This is a genomic window from Anaeropeptidivorans aminofermentans (assembly GCF_940670685.1).
GTDB lineage: Bacteria > Bacillota > Clostridia > Lachnospirales > UBA5962 > Anaeropeptidivorans > Anaeropeptidivorans aminofermentans.
The window spans coordinates 1504549-1524919 of sequence record NZ_OW711693.1 but is presented as its reverse complement, the minus strand read 5'-3'; the positions used below and the strand labels follow the sequence as shown (position 1 = coordinate 1524919).

General features: G+C 37.7%; 16 protein-coding genes. 5 read left to right on the top strand and 11 right to left on the bottom strand.

The annotated features are described in order from the left end of the window. Positions 1-43: 43 nt before the first annotated feature. From NBX03_RS06245 to NBX03_RS06225, 5 genes are all read right to left on the bottom strand, one after another. Positions 44-1177 (bottom strand): AI-2E family transporter, encoded by a 1134-nt coding sequence (locus tag NBX03_RS06245; protein WP_250229893.1) that lies wholly within the window; start codon positions 1175-1177, stop codon positions 44-46. Then, entirely contained in the window at positions 1174-1332 is a 159-nt protein-coding gene (locus NBX03_RS06240) for a hypothetical protein (protein WP_250229892.1), read from the bottom strand. The genes NBX03_RS06245 and NBX03_RS06240 overlap by 4 nt, the downstream gene beginning before the upstream one ends. Positions 1333-2744: 1412 nt before the next feature. Then, on the bottom strand, positions 2745-3722 hold the full coding sequence (locus NBX03_RS06235) for an acyl-CoA dehydratase activase (protein WP_250229891.1): 978 nt from the start codon (positions 3720-3722) through the stop codon (positions 2745-2747). After that, a complete protein-coding gene (locus NBX03_RS06230; RefSeq protein WP_250229890.1) occupies positions 3719-4789 on the bottom strand; it encodes a 2-hydroxyacyl-CoA dehydratase in 1071 nt (356 codons plus the stop codon). The genes NBX03_RS06235 and NBX03_RS06230 overlap by 4 nt, the downstream gene beginning before the upstream one ends. Then, a complete protein-coding gene (locus NBX03_RS06225) occupies positions 4779-5693 on the bottom strand; it encodes an acyl-CoA dehydratase activase-related protein (RefSeq protein ID WP_250229889.1) in 915 nt (304 codons plus the stop codon). Before NBX03_RS06225 ends, NBX03_RS06230 begins: the two co-directional genes overlap by 11 nt. Before the next feature lie 690 nt (positions 5694-6383). Between NBX03_RS06225 and NBX03_RS06220 the strand changes: the two genes are divergently transcribed. The 5 genes from NBX03_RS06220 (at position 6384) to NBX03_RS06200 (ending at position 12345) form a co-directional block, all read left to right on the top strand. Beyond that, on the top strand, positions 6384-7931 hold the full coding sequence (locus NBX03_RS06220) for an HlyD family secretion protein (protein WP_250229888.1): 1548 nt from the start codon (positions 6384-6386) through the stop codon (positions 7929-7931). Between the two features lie 12 nt (positions 7932-7943). Beyond that, positions 7944-8648, top strand: coding sequence for an ABC transporter ATP-binding protein (locus NBX03_RS06215; protein WP_323373265.1), 705 nt, complete (start codon positions 7944-7946; stop codon positions 8646-8648). Positions 8649-8705: 57 nt separating this feature from the next. Next, positions 8706-9935 carry an ABC transporter permease gene (locus tag NBX03_RS06210; protein WP_408628559.1) on the top strand — a complete coding sequence of 410 codons (1230 nt, stop codon included), beginning with the start codon at positions 8706-8708 and terminating at the stop codon, positions 9933-9935. 389 nt (positions 9936-10324) lie between these two features. After that, positions 10325-10999, top strand: a complete 675-nt coding sequence (locus NBX03_RS06205; protein ID WP_250229886.1) for a response regulator transcription factor — start codon at positions 10325-10327, stop codon at positions 10997-10999. Next, the gene (locus tag NBX03_RS06200) at positions 10996-12345 is read left to right on the top strand and encodes a HAMP domain-containing sensor histidine kinase (RefSeq protein ID WP_250229885.1); all 1350 of its coding nucleotides are present in this window, start codon (positions 10996-10998) and stop codon (positions 12343-12345) included. Before NBX03_RS06205 ends, NBX03_RS06200 begins: the two co-directional genes overlap by 4 nt. Before the next feature lie 350 nt (positions 12346-12695). Here the strand turns inward: NBX03_RS06200 and NBX03_RS06195 are convergent, their stop codons facing one another. The 6 genes from NBX03_RS06195 to NBX03_RS06170 all read right to left on the bottom strand — a co-directional run bounded on the left by NBX03_RS06195 (position 12696) and on the right by NBX03_RS06170 (position 20339). Beyond that, positions 12696-14276 (bottom strand): aldehyde ferredoxin oxidoreductase N-terminal domain-containing protein, encoded by a 1581-nt coding sequence (locus NBX03_RS06195; RefSeq protein WP_250229884.1) that lies wholly within the window; start codon positions 14274-14276, stop codon positions 12696-12698. Positions 14277-14336: 60 nt separating this feature from the next. Further along, positions 14337-15122, bottom strand: coding sequence for an ABC transporter ATP-binding protein (locus NBX03_RS06190; RefSeq protein WP_250229883.1), 786 nt, complete (start codon positions 15120-15122; stop codon positions 14337-14339). A gap of 8 nt (positions 15123-15130) precedes the next feature. Further along, a complete protein-coding gene (locus NBX03_RS06185) occupies positions 15131-16141 on the bottom strand; it encodes a FecCD family ABC transporter permease (protein WP_250229882.1) in 1011 nt (336 codons plus the stop codon). A 1-nt stretch (position 16142) separates the two neighbouring features. Next, positions 16143-17576 carry an ABC transporter substrate-binding protein gene (locus NBX03_RS06180; protein ID WP_250229881.1) on the bottom strand — a complete coding sequence of 478 codons (1434 nt, stop codon included), beginning with the start codon at positions 17574-17576 and terminating at the stop codon, positions 16143-16145. 1102 nt (positions 17577-18678) lie between these two features. Further along, on the bottom strand, positions 18679-18990 hold the full coding sequence (locus NBX03_RS06175) for an AtuA-related protein (RefSeq protein WP_250229880.1): 312 nt from the start codon (positions 18988-18990) through the stop codon (positions 18679-18681). Continuing rightward, entirely contained in the window at positions 18987-20339 is a 1353-nt protein-coding gene (locus NBX03_RS06170; RefSeq protein ID WP_250229879.1) for an acyclic terpene utilization AtuA family protein, read from the bottom strand. Before NBX03_RS06170 ends, NBX03_RS06175 begins: the two co-directional genes overlap by 4 nt. Positions 20340-20371: the final 32 nt, after the last annotated feature.

Sequence of the window (20371 nt, the reverse complement as noted above, 5' to 3'; positions counted from 1 at the left end):
CCAAAAATAATTATAATTTATAATCGCTTTTTACCTATATTGCTTATCTTTGTTCCGATTCCTTTAATTTCTCTTTTTCATAATATTCGATAATATCCTCAAGTAAATTCTTTAAAACAGCTATAATAGGGATAGCTGCAATCATACCTAAAACGCCGAAGAAAGCGCCGCCAACAGTAATGCTCACAATAATCAATAATGGGCTTAGCGAAAAAGAGCCGCCCATTAATTTAGGCTGAATGATGTTTGCATCAATCTGCTGTGTTATTAAGAGAATCGCTGCCGTTAAAACCGCAGATGGAAGCCCCTGGGTAAGCGCTACTACAATTATCGCAACAATCGTGCCGATAATGGAACCAAAATAAGGTATGTAATTTACGATTCCAAGCATAATTCCAAGCATTAGCGCATACTGAGACCCAATCAAATGCAATTCAATCGTAACAATAATTCCAATTATACAGCCATCGATGGTCTGTGTATAAATATATTTCTTAAAATTCTCATTTAATCCGGTTGAATACTTCATAATGATGTTAAAAACCTGATCTGACGAAAATGCCCGAATAAGTCTGGAAAGAAAAGCCTTGAACCTTTCTTTTTCATATAAAATATAGATTGATGAAATAAAAGCAAGAAAACTTTTAAATATGGCAGATGAAACACTGAATAAAGCATTAATAGAGCTGGACAGATTTTCCATACTGAGGCTTCCAGCCATTGCTTTAATTTTATCCACGCTTATATCAATAAATAAAATATCTAAATCATTGATATAATTAATAAATTGCTGGGCCCTGTTATAATAGGTCTGAAAATTTGCAATAAAAAGCAAAATGCTTTTATACACGGAAGGAATAATAAGCCTCACCGTCAAAACCAATAGCAGCAAAAACAGCACATATGTAATGGAGATACTGAGTGCCTTTTTTCTTTTAGAAACAAATCCGTTTTTTGCTCGTGCCAATATTCTTTCTATTCCGCCGCAGGGTATGCTTAAGACATATGCCAGTAAAAAACCATAGAAAAATGGTGTAACAATAGTCCATGTCTGCTTTAGAAAATCTATAAAAATATTTAAGTCCATAATGATTTTATATGCTGCTATAATTGCCACTGCAAGCAGAAAATAAGGCAGCAATGATTTAAATCTGTCAAACTTTAACTTTGGCTTCATGCCCTGCACCCCATTTCAAATTTGTATTGAGCATACTGCATATTATGTTTCCATGGAACAAAAAACCGTTTTCTCATGCTGTATATATTTCTAAAAAAAGAAACCTTAGCTTTCTTTAGCATATTTCCGGCACCGTATATCGGTTTTCTCAGCATATAATCCTCCTCCTTTGTATTATTAAGCTTCTTAACAGGAGTGGATATTCCTTTATATAAAGTTCCCCTGCTGTAATTTCAATAATATTATATCAATAAATTCACTTTAATTAAATAAAGCTATCGAAATAGTTAAACAAATAAATAAAAATCATAAAAGACATCTATTCAGAATAGTTCAAATTTGCAGCTTTTTCAATGAAAATGCGTATTTTTAGCTATAGAGAATCACCTTCTGTGGTTATTTTAATTTTATCTAACCTTGCTGTAGCTTTAGCTCTTATCTATTAATCTTAACATTTTATCATTATAAAATAATTTAACTATTGTAATAATTGCATAAGGAAAAAGAAGGGTAACTTAAATAAAAGAACCTATCCGCAAACAAAAAACCGGCATTGTCTAAGCAATGCCGGTTTACACCGAATATTTGATTTTTATATCAGTATATTTGCTAAAGGCCATATTACAAGCATGGATACAACATATACCGCAACAAGATAAGAAAGATTTGGCTTCAATGTATTTTAAACTGTAATTAAGTTTATAGGCAGCATTTAGACAAACCAATCCGATTTATTATTTTAAAATAACAAATTGTATTATGGGCGGCGTATTTACTGCTTATCCATACAATTTATAAATAAGTAGTATGGACGCCAGAAGACGAAGATACTGATAAAGAATGTGTAATAACACCTTTTTAGAGTCTTGCCTAAATAGGTGCTGTCACACATCAAATAAAACAACCTTTATTATAAAAACAAACCATTGTTCTATGAAATAATAAGACCTGTTATATGCTGTTTTAATTTCTGCATATACAGGTCCCCATTGAAATATAAAATAATTTATTTATTATAAATAAAGAAAATCCTTATTCCTCTTATAAAAATAGTAACTCTAATATAAGTAATCCTTTTATGGTGCATAGTAAAATTTTTACTGTAATAAATCTTCCTATAAAAGAATTATAACATCTGATCCTTAAGTAAATACTTTTGATTTTATTGTCAAAATATTCTTCATAATACCTAAAATAATTGCAGTCTTCTAAGGCTTTTCTTCTTCCAATCCAAAATCATCCTATTGATAAGATTTATTTGCCTGCCATTCGCTATCTGTTAAGTATAGCATAGCCCCATGAATGTTATTTAAATAATATCTTCTGCATTCACTATTTATAAAATTATCTTTAAATTATACTGCAAGCAGCACAAACCCTTCCTGTCGAAAAATAAATATTAAAAAACATAGAAGGTTATAAAGCAATTTCAAAATCCAAAAGCCATGTATTTTTACCTGTAGGGTATAAAATTTTACATGGAAAAACTTAAGAAATATAACTGTTTTCTAATAATATTTCCATATTTATTCTATTAAAAATTCTGCTTTAGGAATTGAAAAATTCTTTAATCAGCAGACTGTAATGATTTCTCATTATTTAAAATAGTGTATCCTCTATCGCAGCGTCCTCCCCATTGGTCCAGCAGTTTGCCTTCTCGGTAAAATCGGATAATCTCACAATGGTTGGCGCAACCTTCGCATTCCTGAGAATTTGTCTCATAATTTAGCTCCATAAAGTTAAAGTTAAAAGGAACGGCTTCTCCGGCTTTTCGGGACAAAATTGCGGCCCCTATCGCCCCCATTAAATGAGCATTTTCATCCACTTGTACCTCTATGCCAAGTTCTTTCTTAAACGCCTCCACAACGCCCTGATTTTTGCTGACACCGCCCTGAAAAATAACAGGAGGTTCTATTTGCTTTCCCTTGCCTACATTGTTCAGGTAATTTGTGACAACAGCGGCGCACAGTCCGGCCACAATATTTTCTTTGCTATGCCCAATCTGGGCTTTATGAATCAAATCAGATTCGGCAAAAACAGTACATCTTGCAGCTATCTTTGTCGGATGCTTGGATTTCAATGCAATTGCCCCAAGTTCTTCTACTTTTAGCCCCAGCCTTGCCGCCTGAGAAGAAAGAAAGGCCCCTGTTCCCGCGGCACAAAGAGTATTCATGGCATAGTCTGTCACAATACCGTTACGCAGTATAATGATTTTTGAATCCTGCCCTCCGATTTCCAGTATTGTACGGGCTTCGGGGTATCTGGAGAGGGTTCCTACTGCATGGGCAGTAATTTCATTTTTAATAGCCGTTGCCTCCAGCATAGCACCAATCAGCCGCCGGGCAGAGCCGGTAGTTCCTACCGCCTGCACAGACACAGTTTCCGGAAGCTGATCTTTTAAAGACTTTAGTATGCATTTAACCGCATAAATTGGGTCACCCTGTGTCCAGATATAATCAGAGGCAAGAATTTGATTTTCTCGGTCCAGTACCACTGCCTTGGTAGACACCGAACCGATGTCCACACCCAAGCTTGCAGGAATCATAAAGCTGCCTCCTTTCTCATTCTGAGCATATCAACAAAGGCCTCCAGACGTGTCTGCACCCCTGTTTCGCTGGAATGAGAATCAAAGCTCAGGTGGAGAACGGGGATACCATGTTCCTGTGAAATAGACATGAGTGCCGGCGTGGCATTAAGCTCAGGAATGCAGCCGAAGGATTTTAAATGCAGAACACCGTCATATCCCATACGAGCATACCGAAGGCTCTGGGAAACGCTGTCTGTACCGTTGGCGCCAACATGGTTATGCAAGTATCCCCCGCAGCCTCCCAACGAATCTTTGGCTTTCTTGCCTATAAGCAAAAAACGCAGTCCCATAATACGGCTGACTACAATCCCTTCCCGGGCAAGCTGCTTTTCTATTTCAAAATTGCTGAAAGGCTCCATTAAAGTATAAAGCTCCCCTACGATGCCAACTCTTAAGGGATGCTCAGGCCGCCTCAGCTGAATCTCTTGAATTGTTTTTTTTGCCTGATATGTGATTTTTCTTAGATGGCTAAAAGAATCAGCATGTTCAATAGCCGACAGCAGCTTTTTGTGATGCAATTCGCATTCCCCTTCCGCAACTTCAAAACCGATGTTTTCCCGCATCCAGTATTCAAAGCGATCAATTATACGGATACTGCCAAGTGCCAGAAGCACCGCTTCAATACATCTGTAAAGCGAAATAGCGCATCCTAATTCTCTTAATATTTTCAATGCATTACTTAATTTTGCCCGTTCCCTCGACAAGCATATAAACCGGAAATCATATCCCATATCCCGCAAAATCTGCTCCTGCAGTTCCCCGTAATATCCATAACGGCAGCCCAGACCCGATTGGAAAAGCACATTTGCTCCTTGTTCCAAAGCTTCGATATAATTTCCTATATTGTATTTAAAAGGCGCACAAATAAAATCAGGGCTGTATTTTGCGCCCAGCTCCAATGTTTTATTGGTAATCGGCGGCGGCGTAAGTATCTGGGCTTCTGGAAACAGATGCCTGAGAAATTGATGAAACACATGAGCATAGCTGCCCATGTGGGGATAGCTGATGACTAATTTATTTGACATAAGCATTCCTTGTCTCCTTTAAAATATCTATAAAACATTCAAGGCGTGTCTGCAAACCCGCCTCTCCCTGCTGCTCATCAAGCACAATATGAATAATAGGAATATCCTTTATCCTCCGTAAAACCAGTTCATAAACAAGAGAATCTGTTCCGCAGGGAAAAGCCGTAACCAGAATAATCCCATTTACCTTATTTTTTAAAAGCGGTATTGCTCCAATAATCTCTTTATTCATTGTCCAATATAAATCTTTAGAAAGGTTACCAGAAAGGCTATGACAAATAGCTTTATCAAAATCATCCGAAAATACCGGACTAGCACCCATTTCCTTTATCATGCGAACCATAGGCCCTCCTAAAAAAGAATCCCGGAGGATATAGGGCTGACCGACCAATAAAATTTGTATATCAGAAGGATTTAAGACCTTTTGCTGATTTTCCTGCAGTTTTTTGGTCTTTTCCATCTGAGCCCTTTTAGCTTTTCGAAAAGCCTTTAATGTTTCAAAAGGCGTTTTGCCCAGTTGACTGCCTAATTGCATAAAGCCTTCTAATTCATGTCTTGTTTTATATCCCTTCAAATTACAAGTCAACACAGTAATATCAGGGAAGGTTACACGTACAATATCCGGTAGGCCCCAAAACCTGGGGCAGTACTCTTCCTGAGGCCCATCGCAGGAATACCTTGGCACAAAGATACAATCACAGTATTTTTTAAGCTTTGCCACATGCCCAAGATAAACCTTCAGGGGCACACAGCATTCATCTATACATAAGCTCACACCTTCCTGCAAAACAGCAGAATCTGTATTACCGCTTATCACAACTTCATAATTCAGCTCTTTAAAAAAATCACTCCACAAGGCCCCATACTGATAATACAACAGTGCCTTTGGTATTCCAATTTTCATCTATATTCACCCTTTTAAGAGATCTTATTTTAGAAATATATAATTTATTTAGGCTATAATTCATTCTTTTAAATACCTGTTGAATTAAACCAAGGTTTCTAGTATTTTATATAATTGAATTTCTATTCTGCCTTAGAAAATATTTAATTATTTTTTGTTCATTTTCACTTTCTGTTAAAACAAAGATACTTATTATATATAGTAAATTTACTCTTATATCAAAGTAAAAATTTAGATTGAGGCGGCTCAAAATAAGAGAAAAGCAATAAGAATTTTCGCTTCGCAAAATACTGTGATTAAAATACTGTAAACGGTATTTTAATTCAGTCTGAATTTTTCTTGTTCCGTTTGACGATGCTACGATTTCATACTGAATAGCTCCTGTCTATTATTTTATTGTTACCACAAGTAACCAATATATTCCTTTGGATTATTGAAACTATCCGGCAAACTTTATATATTTTTATCAATTGTTTTAGTTTCGCTTCTTAATTTTTTCAACTTCAATTTTTATTATTTTAGAATAAAAATCACGATTGCAGGTCTTATAAATATTCGCAGAATGCTTTCCTGCTTGGGAACTTAAGATACCTTGCTTTTTTGTTTTGATTTGCCTGTCTGTTCATGCTCTGTTCATAAAAAAGCGCTATACTTCATTTTAAATAAATATTAGAAAGGCATGAGTTTTCTATGAAAAAGTTTTCTTCAGCATTTAAAAGCAAAAATTCAGCTAAAGTAATTATACCTGTTATGTGTGTCATTATAGCGGTAAGCGCATCTGTAGTTTTGGGATTTCAAAAAGACAATGCTTCCGCTTCCGCAGATTATACTTTATTACATAAAGCAGATTTAACAGACAGTATAAGCATGAAAGGCATTGTGGAAAGCGATAACACTCAAAAGGTATATTCAAATCTCAGCTACAAAGTTAAAGAAGTATTCGTTGAAGCAGGTGATTATGTTAAAGAAGGTGACATTCTGGCCCAGCTGGAGACTGAAGATTTAGAAAGAAGCCTTGAGAAAAGGAAAGAAGAGGTTTCGGCATCGCATCAAAGCAACATTAATCAGTTAAATAACAGCCAAAGAATACTTTCAGAAGCGTTATCAAATTTAAATAATGGTACAAATTCTCAAATTGTCAGCGCAGAGACCTCTTTAAAGACTGCTGAAATCAACCTTGAAAATACTAAAAAAGCATATAATGATGCCGTAAATGACAGTAATCAGGGTATCAATACCAAGCTGGCATCAGCCCAAAGCAATCTGGAGACGGCCGAATTGGACTTTAATAAAAGGCAAAAGGACTATGATAATGCAAAAGCATTGTTTAATGCAGGGGGGATCTCCTTGGAAGAGCTTGAGCAATCAGAGAAGACCCTTAAAAACGCACAAATCCAGTATGACGATGCCTTATTAAGCCTGGAAAACGCAAAAACTGCTGACAGCCGTACTTTAGAACAGGCTGAGGAAAACCTTAAAACTGCCCAGACTAATTATGATAACGCAGTCAAGGCATTAAATTCAGCTAAAGCAAAAGCGCAGCAAGATATATCGGATTACAAAAGCAAGGTCGAAAGTGCCCAGATAGCTGTAAATAACAAATCTAACCAGCTGTCTATTGAAGAGCTGGAAAAGCAGCTTAATGATTCTGCAATATACTCGCCTATAAGCGGAACGGTTACTGCAGTGTATGCTACAGAAGGGTCTTCCGGCCAAGGCTTGTTATTTATTGTGGAAGATACCGAAAATCTAAAAATTACAACGTATATCAAAGAATATGACGTAAGCAAAATCAAGGAAGGCATGAAGGTTGTAATACGTTCAGACGCTACCGGAAATGACGAATATGAAGGTATCTTAAGTAAAATTGAGCCTGCCGCAGTTAAAAATACGAACGGCGACACTTCCAGCACCACTGATGTAGAGTTTAAAGCAGAAATTGCAGTAGTATCCAGTGAAACAAATTTGAGAATCGGTATGAATACCAGAATGAATATCATAATTAGCAGCAAAGAAAGCGTATATTCCGTACCCTTTGAATCTATTAAATTGGGAAATAACGGACAAAGCACCGTGTTTATTATAGATGACAGTGGTATCTTACATGAGATAGCCGTAAAAACAGGGCTTGAAACAGATTTTTATACTGAGATAGAATCCGATGCTCTTTATGACAATGCTAGGATAGCAAGCAACATAACCGGACTTGTGGACGGCATGAAAACATCGCTTAAATAGGAGGGCAGAACCATGAAAACTGTTATAGATATGAAAAAAATTGTGAAATCCTTTTATACAAATACGCCTAATGAGCTGGAAATCCTCCACGGAATCGACCTTACGGTCAGCAAGGGAGAATTTATATCCATAGTAGGTCAGTCCGGTTCGGGAAAGTCTACTCTTATGAATATTATCGGGGCTTTGGATAAACCGACAAAAGGAGAATATGAATTAGACGGCGTTAATATAAACGAACTAAATGATATAGAACTTTCAGATATAAGAAACCAAAAAATAGGCTTTGTATTTCAAACCTTCAATCTCATACCACGAAGCAGCGCATTGAAAAATGTTGAACTGCCCATGCTTTATAAAGGGATAAGCGCATCAGAGCGAAGCTATAAGGCAAAGGAGCTCTTAAAGCTGGTTGAGATGGAAGACAGAGCAAACCACAAACCGAACGAGCTTTCCGGCGGTCAGAAGCAAAGAGTGGCCATCGCCCGTTCCATAGCAAATGACCCGGCTATTATCCTTGCAGATGAGCCTACAGGGGCGCTGGATTCAAAAACCGGAAGGCTGGTTATGGATATTTTTCATAAGCTGCATAAGGAACAGGGCAAAACAATTATATTAATTACCCATAATGAAGAACTTGCTAAGGAAACGGAGCGCATAATTACGCTTAAAGACGGCATGATAACCAATGAAAAAGCTCTTTTAAAGGCAGGTGCATAAATTGTGTTTTTAAAGGAAAATATACTTCTTGCCATAGAAGGGCTAAAAGCAAACAAAATGCGCTCTTTACTTACTATGCTTGGCATCATTATAGGTATAGGCTCGGTTATCGGTATCGTAACCGTCGGAGATTCCATGACAAGCTCCGTTTCAAACTCAATGCAAGCTCTTGGTGCTACGAATATTATAGTTAATCTGCAAAAAAAGGAAACCGATAACGGCATACCGACGCCTCCAATGCTGCAAGGAGATATGGGGACTATTGACGAAATTGACTTGATAACAGATGAAATGATAGAAAATTATTTAAGGCTTTACGGAGATAAGGTAGAGGCCGTCAGCATATATGAATCCGGTAACAGCGGTAAAGCAAAGGACGGGAGGCTTTATGCCAACGTATCCATTACAGGAACAAATCCGGGATATAAAATATCCAGCAATATAAATATGCTAGAAGGCCGATATATAAATGAAGGAGATATCAAATCAAACCGTTATGCCGCTGTGGTATCAGATAAGCTTGTCAGTAATATGTTTCCATCCGGTGAAAGCCCTCTGGGCCAGGAGATAAAAATTACTACGGATAGCAGCATACAAACATTTACTATTGTTGGTATTTATAAGTATGAAAATGATGTTATGACAATGATGGGCTCATCTGTAGCTGATAAAGACATAAGGACAAATGTATACATACCTCTTTCAACATGTAAAAAATTGATGTCCTCAAACGGCGGATACGAGTCTGTTACTGTAATGGGAAAAGCCGGGGTTGACTCAGATATTTTAACTGACAGCACGGCAAGCTTTTTCAATAACTATTATAAGAACAATACAAGATATAAAATAAGTGCAACCAGTATGGAGTCCATGATGAGTACCATGACTGATATGATGTCGACCCTTCAGATTGCCATAGCCGTAATTGCGGGAATATCCCTTATTGTAGGCGGTGTTGGCGTCATGAATATTATGCTTGTTTCAGTAACTGAACGCACAAGAGAGATTGGCACAAGAAAAGCCTTAGGGGCTCGTAATACTTCTATACAGATGCAATTTATTATTGAAGCCATTATTATTTGCGGCATAGGAGGCATAATAGGTATAATTGCAGGTATCTCATTAGGATATTTAGGCTCTTTACTTTTAGGCTTCCCAGGCTTACCTTCTATTTTTATAATAGTGGTTGCGGTAGTATTTTCTATGATGATAGGGGTATTCTTTGGATATTATCCTGCAACAAAGGCAGCACAGCTTGACCCCATTGAAGCATTACGATATGAATAAGTTTGTAAAGTTCAGCTGCATTTTACATACTCATACATTTCTCCATGAGAAATATATGAGAAAAACTTCCGCTTATCAATTGCTTTTATACTGAAGTGAAAACTCGGATTGAGACGGCTTAAAATAAGAGAAAAGCAATAAGAATTTTTGCTTCGCAAAATACCGTAAGGTTAAAATACTGTAAACAGTATTTTAATCAAGTCTGGATTTTTTCCTATTCCATTTGATGATGCTACGACTTCATATTGAATCAAGTATAACAATATATAGTAGCTAATTTTATAAAATATCAGGGCCCTGAAATACAAGTATTTAGGATATTATTCTTCACTGCTTGTTTTTGCTGTTTTACAAATTCACCTGCTGTTTATTAAAGAGAGGTTGATATAGTGATTCGGATTTTAGTAGTAGATGACGATAAGAATATACAAAAGTTAATTTCAAAACATCTCAATAACCACGGCTATGAAACCGAGTGTGCAGGAAATGGGTCTATAGCCCTGAGTATGATGGAAAAAAACTATTTTGACATGCTCATTGTAGATGTCATGATGCCTATGATAGATGGATATGAGCTTACAACCGACATCAGAAGTGTTGATAAACAAATACCTATACTTATGATTACGGCTAAAGATACCTTTGCAGACAAAAAAAGAGGGTTTACATCCGGTATAGATGACTATATGACAAAGCCTATAGATTTTGAAGAAATGATTCTTCGGGTGGAAGCACTTTTACGTAGGGCTAAAATTTCTGCCGACCGTAAGCTTGAAGTCGGCAATGTACTTATAGATTTCGATTCCAGAAGTATAATTATGCAAAATGAAAATATTGAGCTTCCGCGCAAAGAGTTTGATTTGCTTTATAAATTACTAAGCTATCCAAACAAAACCTTTACAAGAAGGCAGCTTATGGATGAAATATGGGGAATGGAATCCGATGCCGACGAAAGAACTGTAGATGTCCATATCAGAAGGCTAAGAGAAAGATTTTCAGATAATGATTCCTTTGAAATAGTCACCGTTAGAGGGCTTGGATACAAGGCGGAGTATTTAAAATGAAAAACATAAAAGGGCTATGCAAAAATTTAAAAATAGGTTCTCTTTATGTACGGTGGATATTTCTTTTTATGATGCTTCTGATGCTCTCTCACTTTGTATCCGTACTATATATTGCAAATTCAGCGCTTCCTAAAGTCAAAGGCATATTTACCGATGAAATGCAAAAAAAGGCTGAAATGATTCAGCTTTTGGCAGATAAAGATTTTGAAGTAACAGATGAATTAATTGAAAAGGCTGTTCCCATCAATATGGCCTTCGTCACTACTAATGGGAGCAACCTTAGAAATTTTGAAGCCTATGAAAATGAAATTTCAATCGGTATGATAAACCGAGTCACGGAAGGTGAAATACTAACCTTTAATTCAAAAGGCAGTATCCCTATGTGCCTGTTTAAAGCCGGAGAGCAGTACATTCTTTTTATACCCAAGCCCATTGAAGGCGGCATGGATATATTTAAGAATTCTATGCATGGAATATTGCAGTTGGGTACATTTATAGCCGCTTTTCTCATTGTTATTGCTCTTATCGTCATTATTCGGCCTTTAAAAAAGGTAATAAAAGCAACAGATGAAGTATCAAAAGGTAATTTTGATATTTATATTCCCCAAAACCACAAAGGGGATATCGGCCTATTAATCAGTAACTTTAATAAAATGACAAAGTCTTTAAAGAAAAATGAATATCTTCGGAAGGATTTCGTTTCAAGCGTATCCCATGAGTTCAAAACCCCTATTACATCTATAGAAGGCTTTGCCAGGCTTTTGCAAAATGAAGATATTACGCCTGAAGAGATAAAGGAATATACAAATATTATTATAAATGAATCTTCCAGGCTTTTAAATGTATCTGTTAATCTTTTAAAGCTCAGTGAGCTTGATAGCAGAGCAGTTGTACCTATACGGGAAAAGTTTTACCTCGATGAACAGATTAGAGGCATCATTCTCCTTATGGAATCACAGTGGAGCAAAAAAAATATTACGTTTGATTTTGATATAAGAGAAACCATTATATATGAAAATGAAGAACTTTTACATCATGTATGGCTTAATATTATTCAAAACGCCATTAAGTTTTCATATTATAATTCAGTTATATCCGTCGCTATAATTGAAGAAGAAAAAACTGTTAAAGTTTCTATAAAAGATTATGGCCCAGGTATGACTCATGAGCAAACCGAAAAGATATTTGACAGATTTTATCAGGCAGATAGCTCTCGTTCAGGAGATGGAAGCGGCCTGGGCCTTTCAATTGTAAAAAGAATAATAGATATTTTAAATGGTGAGGTTATCTGCGAAAGTCAATTGGGAAAAGGAACCACATTTACAGTTACTTTAAATAAAGGGTAACAAAGAAAAGCAGACCAAAGCATATGCTATTCACATTACCGGGAAATAACCAAATAGAAAGAAGGATTTCCCAAGCCGCCTGTTACAATGTACACTTTAGTCCTTAAGCCTACCCGTTTCCTCGTTATGGAGCTTTCTTTCATGCTTATAGCCTTTATAATAGCACTTATTTATTTCATCAATTAATTTGCTCTATAAGGATTTTAAAACATACTTCAGTACCTTCTTAATATATTAAATATAAGAAACTCCTGTTGATTACAATACGTATTATAATCAAAGGGGTTTCTATTTGTCGCTTAATTCGTTTCTCAAAGGAAAACATATGAAAAAAAATCATCTATGAAAGTTTACTTTTCCTTTTCTTCACCAAAATATCTGTAAAGAACCTTTGTAAATTCCGGTACAGTCATATTTACGCCGTATAATGCACTGTCCTTATGAAAAGAAAGCTCATTTTCTATACAGCTTTTAGAATACTCCAAAAGCTCATAAACACTCATTTCAATTCCTGTTTTCGCAGTAAACATTTTGCTTAACAGCGCCAGGGCTTCATTATTATTTAATAAAGCAAATGAGGTAAAGATACATATACCAAGATTTTCAAGGGCAAATATTTCCCTGTACAGTAAGTCTATATCCTTGGTATTTTCGAGCCCTTCCGGCTTTTCAAGGGATACACTGTAATTTTTTTCCTGAGTAATAGAGGGCTTTGTAACAAGCTCCTCAAGAGGCGTTTTATCTTTAAATATTTCAAATACTCTTTGAGAGCCTCCTGCAATCACACGGCCGGTAACGGAAAGCTTCTCTATTTCAAGGAGCAGTTCATAAATATCATCAGGCTTAATATGGTCTGTTTTTCCATAAAGCGCTTCATAATAAACCTTAGCCGTATAAACAAATTCCGTCGCATTTATTCCTATTTCAAAAGCCTTGGCCATAATTTTCTGTACAAGCAGATTATCCTTTATGGAAAAGGAATGCATAAGTGCCCCGTCTACCTCCGAAACCTCAGGAACGTCCTGAAAGCCGTCTACCAGCGCTTCTCTTTCACTTTTATTAAGGCAGCCTATGACACATACAGGAGAACAATTTCTGTTTATTTTTATTCCGTTGGGTGAAAACCGGGCTTTCATTTCTATTTTTTTGGGTTCTGGAATATCATGCTTATTCTTTAAAAGCTTCATTATAGTAATGGAACCATATCCCGGTAAAGCTCCGCCGCATATTTTATTGCTTCGTATAATTGCTGAAAGCTTTGGCGCAAGCCTTTTAAATGCTTCTTTATCCGCATAGGGAACATCAAAAAGCTTCGAACTTTTTACTACAACAGCTTTTAGATTTTTGCTTCCCGCTATGTCGCCAAAGCTGTTTCTTGGGCAGCCGTAAGCCGGCAATCCCCTTGGATATGTATTAAATACCGTTGAAAGAGGAAGCAGCGCATCAGCCGCAGGACCTGTTCCTGTGATAGAGCAGTCTTCTCCGAATTGCTCCCTAAGGCAAGAGATGATTTCAGGTATTTTTAGGCCCATAAGCTCCGGCATATGAATAAACTGCGGCTCACCATGGTCTATCAATAATACGGTTCCCGGCTTCTTAGCCTTCCCTTTTATTACAAGAGCTGAAACTCCTGAAGAAATCAGCCTATGAGGAGCATCGCCCGTTATGTTTGAAATATGGGCCCCCTGCCCTTTCTCCCTTTTTGTAACGACATGCATACGGCAGGAGGAAGGCGCAGAGCTCCCTACAAAAAGCCCAGGCACAAATATTAAGGGATTGTCTTCGTCAAAACGGCCTGCGGCCATATTTCCGTATTCTTTCAAAAGCGCTACTGCAAGGCCTCTGCCGTATCCGCTCTCTTTCGTAAATTTATTTTCTGAGATAGTAAAGGAAAGGCTATTCAAATCTGCTACAATTGTTTTTTGTATCATTAAAATCCATCCCCCTTTGCAGACTTTTAGTTTTATAGTAAATCAACCTTCAAGCTGAAACTATTTTCCGTATTTTACAAAAGCATAGTCCTCCGTCTGTACTATTTTTACAGATGGCTCATAAATCTGCTGCATTGCTTTTTCAATTTCATTGTAAAAGCCTGAATTTGTTTTATCAATCTTTTTTATAATCTGCTTATTATCCATTGCTATAATACAATCGCCGTATTCAATGGCGGCATTCGGATCATGTATGGATATTAAAATGGCTTTCTCATTCTTGTGGGCAAGCTCTGTAATTCTTTTCATAACTTTCCGCTGATTTTTAAAATCTAAATTGCTTGTCGGCTCATCAAGAAGCAAAAAAGACGTATCCTGCATCAATGCCCTTGAAAGCATCACAAGCTGGCATTCACCGGAACTTAAATTTGTATAAGGCCTGTAAGCAAGATGGGCTATACCTGTTTCTTCAAGTATTGCCAAAGCCCTCTTCTTGTCTTTTTCCGTAGGGCGGTAGAAAATATTCCCATGGGCCGTACGGCCCATCATAACGAAATCTACTACCTGATATTCAAATACCGCGCCATGGCTTTGGGGCAAATAGCAGATATTTCTGGCAAACTCTTTACGGCTAAAGGAAGCCGTATCCCTGCCGTTAATGGACACTGTCCCTTTCACAGGCTTTATAAGCCCCGATAAAGTACGCAGGAGCGTGGTTTTCCCTGTGCCGTTACTTCCCAAGAGAATGTATATTTTGCCGCATTCAGCTTCAAAACCTATATCAGTAAGGATTTCTTTATTGGATAGCTCAACCGTTAAGTTTTCACAAGATAAAATATTCATCATACACCCTCCTACTGCCAGGCGGACTTGCCGCTTTTGATAAGCAAATATGCCAGAAAGGGTGCCCCCGTAAAAGCAGTGATAACACTTATGGGAAGCTCGGCAGCCGTCAAAGAACGGGCAACCGTATCTGAAATCGCCATAAATCCTGCCCCCGTAAAAAAAGAAACAGGCACAGAGACCCTATGGTCGCTCCCGGTTAAAATACGGGTAATATGCGGGCATATAAGCCCTACCCAGGCAATCATGCCCGTCATAGAAACAACTCCCGAAACCAACACCGTAGCCATGGCTATCATAATGCCTCTTGTAATAACTACGGATACCCCAAGGCTTGCCGCTTCCTCATCACCCATAGAAAGAGCGTTCAGCTGCCACCGAAGGAGTATGATTATAACAGAGCCGATAAAAAACATCGGGAGAAAATTTATAAGCTTCTCCCATGTAATGGTATTGAGGCTCCCCATGAGCCAAAATTCCAAAGCCGGAAGCTGCTGAAGAGGGTCCGCCATATATTTAAGAATGGATACGCCGGACTGAGCAAGAGCATTTATAATAACCCCGGATAAAATCAAAGATACAATCGTAGACTGATTGCCGAGCCTTGCAAGATTAAAGGTAAAAAGCACCGCAATAATGCCCCCTGCAAAGGCAAAGAGCTGCACGCTTGAGGATACAGAGGAAAATAATACAATTGAAATTGCCGCCCCTAAGGAAGCCCCCGAGGATACGCCGATAATATCCGGCGAAACCAGCGGATTTCTGTAGACCCCCTGCAATACGGAGCCTGAAATAGAAAGGGCACCGCCTGCCATCATAGAAAACAGTACCCTTGGAAGACGTATGTTCCAAAAAATATTAGCTCCGGGGTCCTCAAAGACCCCGGGGCTAAAAAGATATGCTATCAGCTGATTGATTCCTATGGGATAGCGCCCGATACAAATAGAAGATATCAGGGCGGCAATAGGAAACACAACGCCAAGCCAAAAGATATTAGCAATTTTTTTATTTTGTCCGTTCATATTATCTGCCTACTATATCCGTATATTTAACAGTCGTTTTGTAAAAATTCTTATAGAAGCTTTCAACCTCTGTAGAAATCTTGCTTTCTGTGTATACAGCAGGATTTATCTTATTTGCCGCCCACATAATGCCGAGGATAGAAGAAGCGGAAGGCACGTCCCATGCGTCTTTTTCTGATGGGAAGGCATAGACCTGTTTATTTGTTATGGCAGGAATTCCTTTCAGCTGCGGATTATTATATAAATCCTCTGCCGTGTAATTGGCACTGTTTGAGATAAATATAATTTCCGGTGCATAAACTTGAAGCTGTTCAACGGAAATTTTATCCCAGTTTCCTGAGGTAAGGCCTTTAGCCACATTCACACCGCCTGCAAGCTCAACGATGGTGTTCTGATACATTTTTCCTGTGGCTGCATTTAAGAAATCAGAATTGCCGGCTACATAAACCTTAGGTGCATTGGCGCCTTTTGCTTTTGTAAGCTTGGAAATTTCGTCTATTTTAGATTCGTAATAAGAAACAACTTCTTTCGCCTTTGCTTCTTCTCCGTAAACCTTTCCAAGGATTTCAAAGCATTCTAATAAGCCTTCAAGGGTTTCAGGAACAACGACAACAGCCTGCACGCCGATTTGTTCAAGCTGGGGAATTGCTTCCTGTAAACGCTTAGGGATAATGATAACTTCCGCACCTGTTTTAGCGAGTTCTTCATAATTAACGCCTTTTCCTGAACCTATTTGTGGAAGAGACGCAATGTTTCCAAAGGCTGAATAGATAGGCTGATGAGCGCTTTGGTTTTCAATGCCCACAAGATTATCGGAGCCGCCTATAACGAGAGAAATCAATGTAGATATGTAATAGCAGGAAGCAACTTTAGGATTGCTTTTAAAAGTAACCGTTCTTCCAACCTGGTCAGTAATGGTTACAGTCTTTTCAGCATTTGAAGACGCAACCGTACCCTTTGTTATGGTTACCTGTCTTGTTTTGCTATCCCAGCTGATGTTAAGGCCGAGAAATTTTGTAACTTCACTAATAGGAAGCATCGTCCTGCTGTTAATAATAGAAGGAGCAACGTCCATTACCTCTTTTTTGCCGTTAACAGTTGCCGTTTTGCTGCCGATAACCATCTCAATTTTATCTGTTCCTGATGTAATAGTTACTTTCTTAAGAGCTTCATTCCAGCTTGTTTTTACCCCGATAATATCTCCTATGCAAGCTACAGGAAGCAAAGTACGGTCGTTAACGATGGCCGGCTTCGTTCCCGGGTTCTCTGGGTCAAGCTTACGGCTTTTGCCGTCAATTGTAACATCTTCGCTGTTAATCTTTAATACAATTTTTTCAAAGCCGGAAGCCGCAAATACTGCTGTAGGCATTGCTGCAAAAGTTATAACCATAGCCATAACTAAAGCAAAAAACGACGATAATCTTTTTCTTTTCATGAAATTACCCCCATATTCTGTTATTTTATGCTAAAAATCCAAATGAATTGTATCATTTAAAATTTATTAACGCAACGCTATAAACCCTTATATTTTCCGGTTTTTGGCTTAAAAATGAGGTTTTGTCAAGCATATCATTTTTCAAAATACAATATTTGTAAAATATAATTAAAGATTATATTTTTTGACTAATTCTTTAATGCTTTACTATTTAAATCCCTATACAAAATCGTACCCTGAATCTTTCCTGTTTCAAAAGGCTGATGACTATATACGGAATTAAATAATATTGCTGCAAATATAAATGCTCCCGGAACAACATACTTTTTAAAGTATTGAATTCGGCGACAATTACCGCATCTTTGAGAACATTTTCTAAAAAGCTTCCAAATACCTTTGCCATACATTCTTTTAAGCTTTTCAGAAGAAAATCCTTCTCCGCTCCTATAACAAGCATTTGCGCCGTATCTTTAGAAGGATTTTATCCTTTTTCTCTCATTAATTTGTAGTGTCCTTTAATATTTGCGCAGATACCGTATTCTTCATACCCCCTATTCGCTTTTTCAAGCCCTATTTTTTTACTGTTTAAACTGGCGCTATGAATTTCCACTTTTTAATTATTCAGCAAGCCAATACCGTCTTTTCTCTGATTTCTCAGGGCCTTTCACCTTCCACTCTGCCAATTCCTGGCATATTGATATTCGCAAATCCTCCTCGTGCTTCCTCATTGGAAAGAACAAGCATCTTAACCTTTAGCTTGTCAAAGCTGTGTCTGATTTTTAAATTATCTTCGTTAAGTAAGTTAGTTCAATTTTTTTTAAGCGCTTCCTTAATTAAATATTTAAGAAAGTATTTTTAAGAATTTAAAAGAGTTTTATTCTGCTGTAATAGCGTTTTTATATATTTAAGCCTTATGGATAAATAGATTTTCGTTGCTACCTAAAAGGCCGGCATGGTTTAATACCATGCCGGCCTTTTAATGTTTTGACTGCTTTCCTTTATTAAAATTAAATATTATAGGAAAGCCATGATTTAATTTTCTGTGTTTGCTTTTCGGGGAGATGCCTTTATTAGTTTAATTAACTATAAAACATTTAATAACTTACTTCGTATCTTCGAGTTCTATTTCCAAAAGTGCAAGAGCAGTGCTTCTGCCAAGGGCATCAAGGCCTAATGTTCTACAGGAGCCTCCGTCAAGAGAATGCTCTAAAACAAAATTCAGTGCAGAAAGCTTGTCAAGTTCGTAACGTGTTACAGTACCTTTACACATATCCCTAAAGAAATATTGAACTTTTTCTGCAGAAAGCTGTTTCTTTAGGAATGCATAATCGGACTCTCTATATGGGATTACACTAATATTTAATCCGTTGCCCTTATCACCGGCGCGGGTATGTGCAATGTCTCGTAATCTCATAATCCTACCTCCTCATATCTCACCGTAGCAATTACGTCACTTGCAGGAATAAAGATTGAAGTAACCGTATAAGACCTGCTTACTTTTGTATCCATACCGGTAGAGCCTGCCGGCCCATTAGTGTAAAGAAAGCCAAATTCATCTGCAAAAAGCTTTGCTTCTTCCTCTGTTTTTGTACGTACCGACATACGCAGCATAATTTCGCCATGTTTTTCACTGGCGTAGTAGTCCGATGTGGCAGTCTTGCAAAGGGCATTATAACCAACATAATCCGTACGCTTATCCATAGGGGTTATTCCTACAATTTCTAGGCGTTTCCAGATAATATCTGCGCATAATTCCGCCAGTTTTAATGAATTACTGCCTGCGAATGTAGCAATTCCTGTAGCTGTAAAACCGTCGGTATAGCCTACATTGACTTTCAGGGTCTCCGGAACCCCTTTTGATGTTGCCCCTGTTACTAAAACAACGTCTTTTTCTATCTCTTTAAAAGAAACACCGGAAAAATCTACAATTGCATCTGGGGTCTTGTAGCAGGTGGGGTCTGTAATCTCGTATAATAACTGTTCTTTACAGGTATCCACACAGACGATACCGCCTGAACCTTCAACTTTAGTTACAGTAAAGCTGCCGTCTTCAGAAACCTCTGCAATAGGAAAGCCCAAACGTTCAAGCCCCGGAACCTCTTTTTTGCCGGGATCGGCAAAAAAACCGCCTGTAATTTGTCCGCAGCATTCCAGAAGATGCCCTACTAAAGTTGCCTGCCCCATATTGGGATGGTTACGCCCCCAGCCAAATTCATACATTAAAGGCCCTGAAAAAAGTGCTGCATCTGCAATTCGGCCTGTAACTACTATATCTGCGCCGTTTTCCAATGCCTCACGTATAGGCTCTCCGCCTAAATATACATTAGCATAATAGAGCTCGCCGTTTAATTTAGCCAAGGTTTCTCCGGGATATTGCCAGCGCTCATTTTCCATATAGCGTTCTATATTTGGGAAAATGTCATCCCCTTCAACTAACGCAATTTTAATGGAAAGCCCCAGCTCCTTTGCCACACTCTTTATTACTTCAGCTGCACCGGATATGTTCGCACCACCCATATTGGTGATGATCTTTACATTTTTCTCCATTGCCTGTTTTAATGTCCGGCGCATACGCACCTCTAACATTTCATTAAACCCTTTAGTTTTATCCCCTTTTTTCTGTGCTTGTAAATTTGCAAATGAACGTTCCGCTAAAGTTTCAAAAACCAAATAATCAAGCGCTCCCTTTTCAATAAGCTCCTCTACAGGTTCAATCCTATCTTTGCAGCAACCGGCGCCACAGCCGATTCTTACTTTTTTCAATAAAATCTACTCCTTTACTGCAATAAACTATG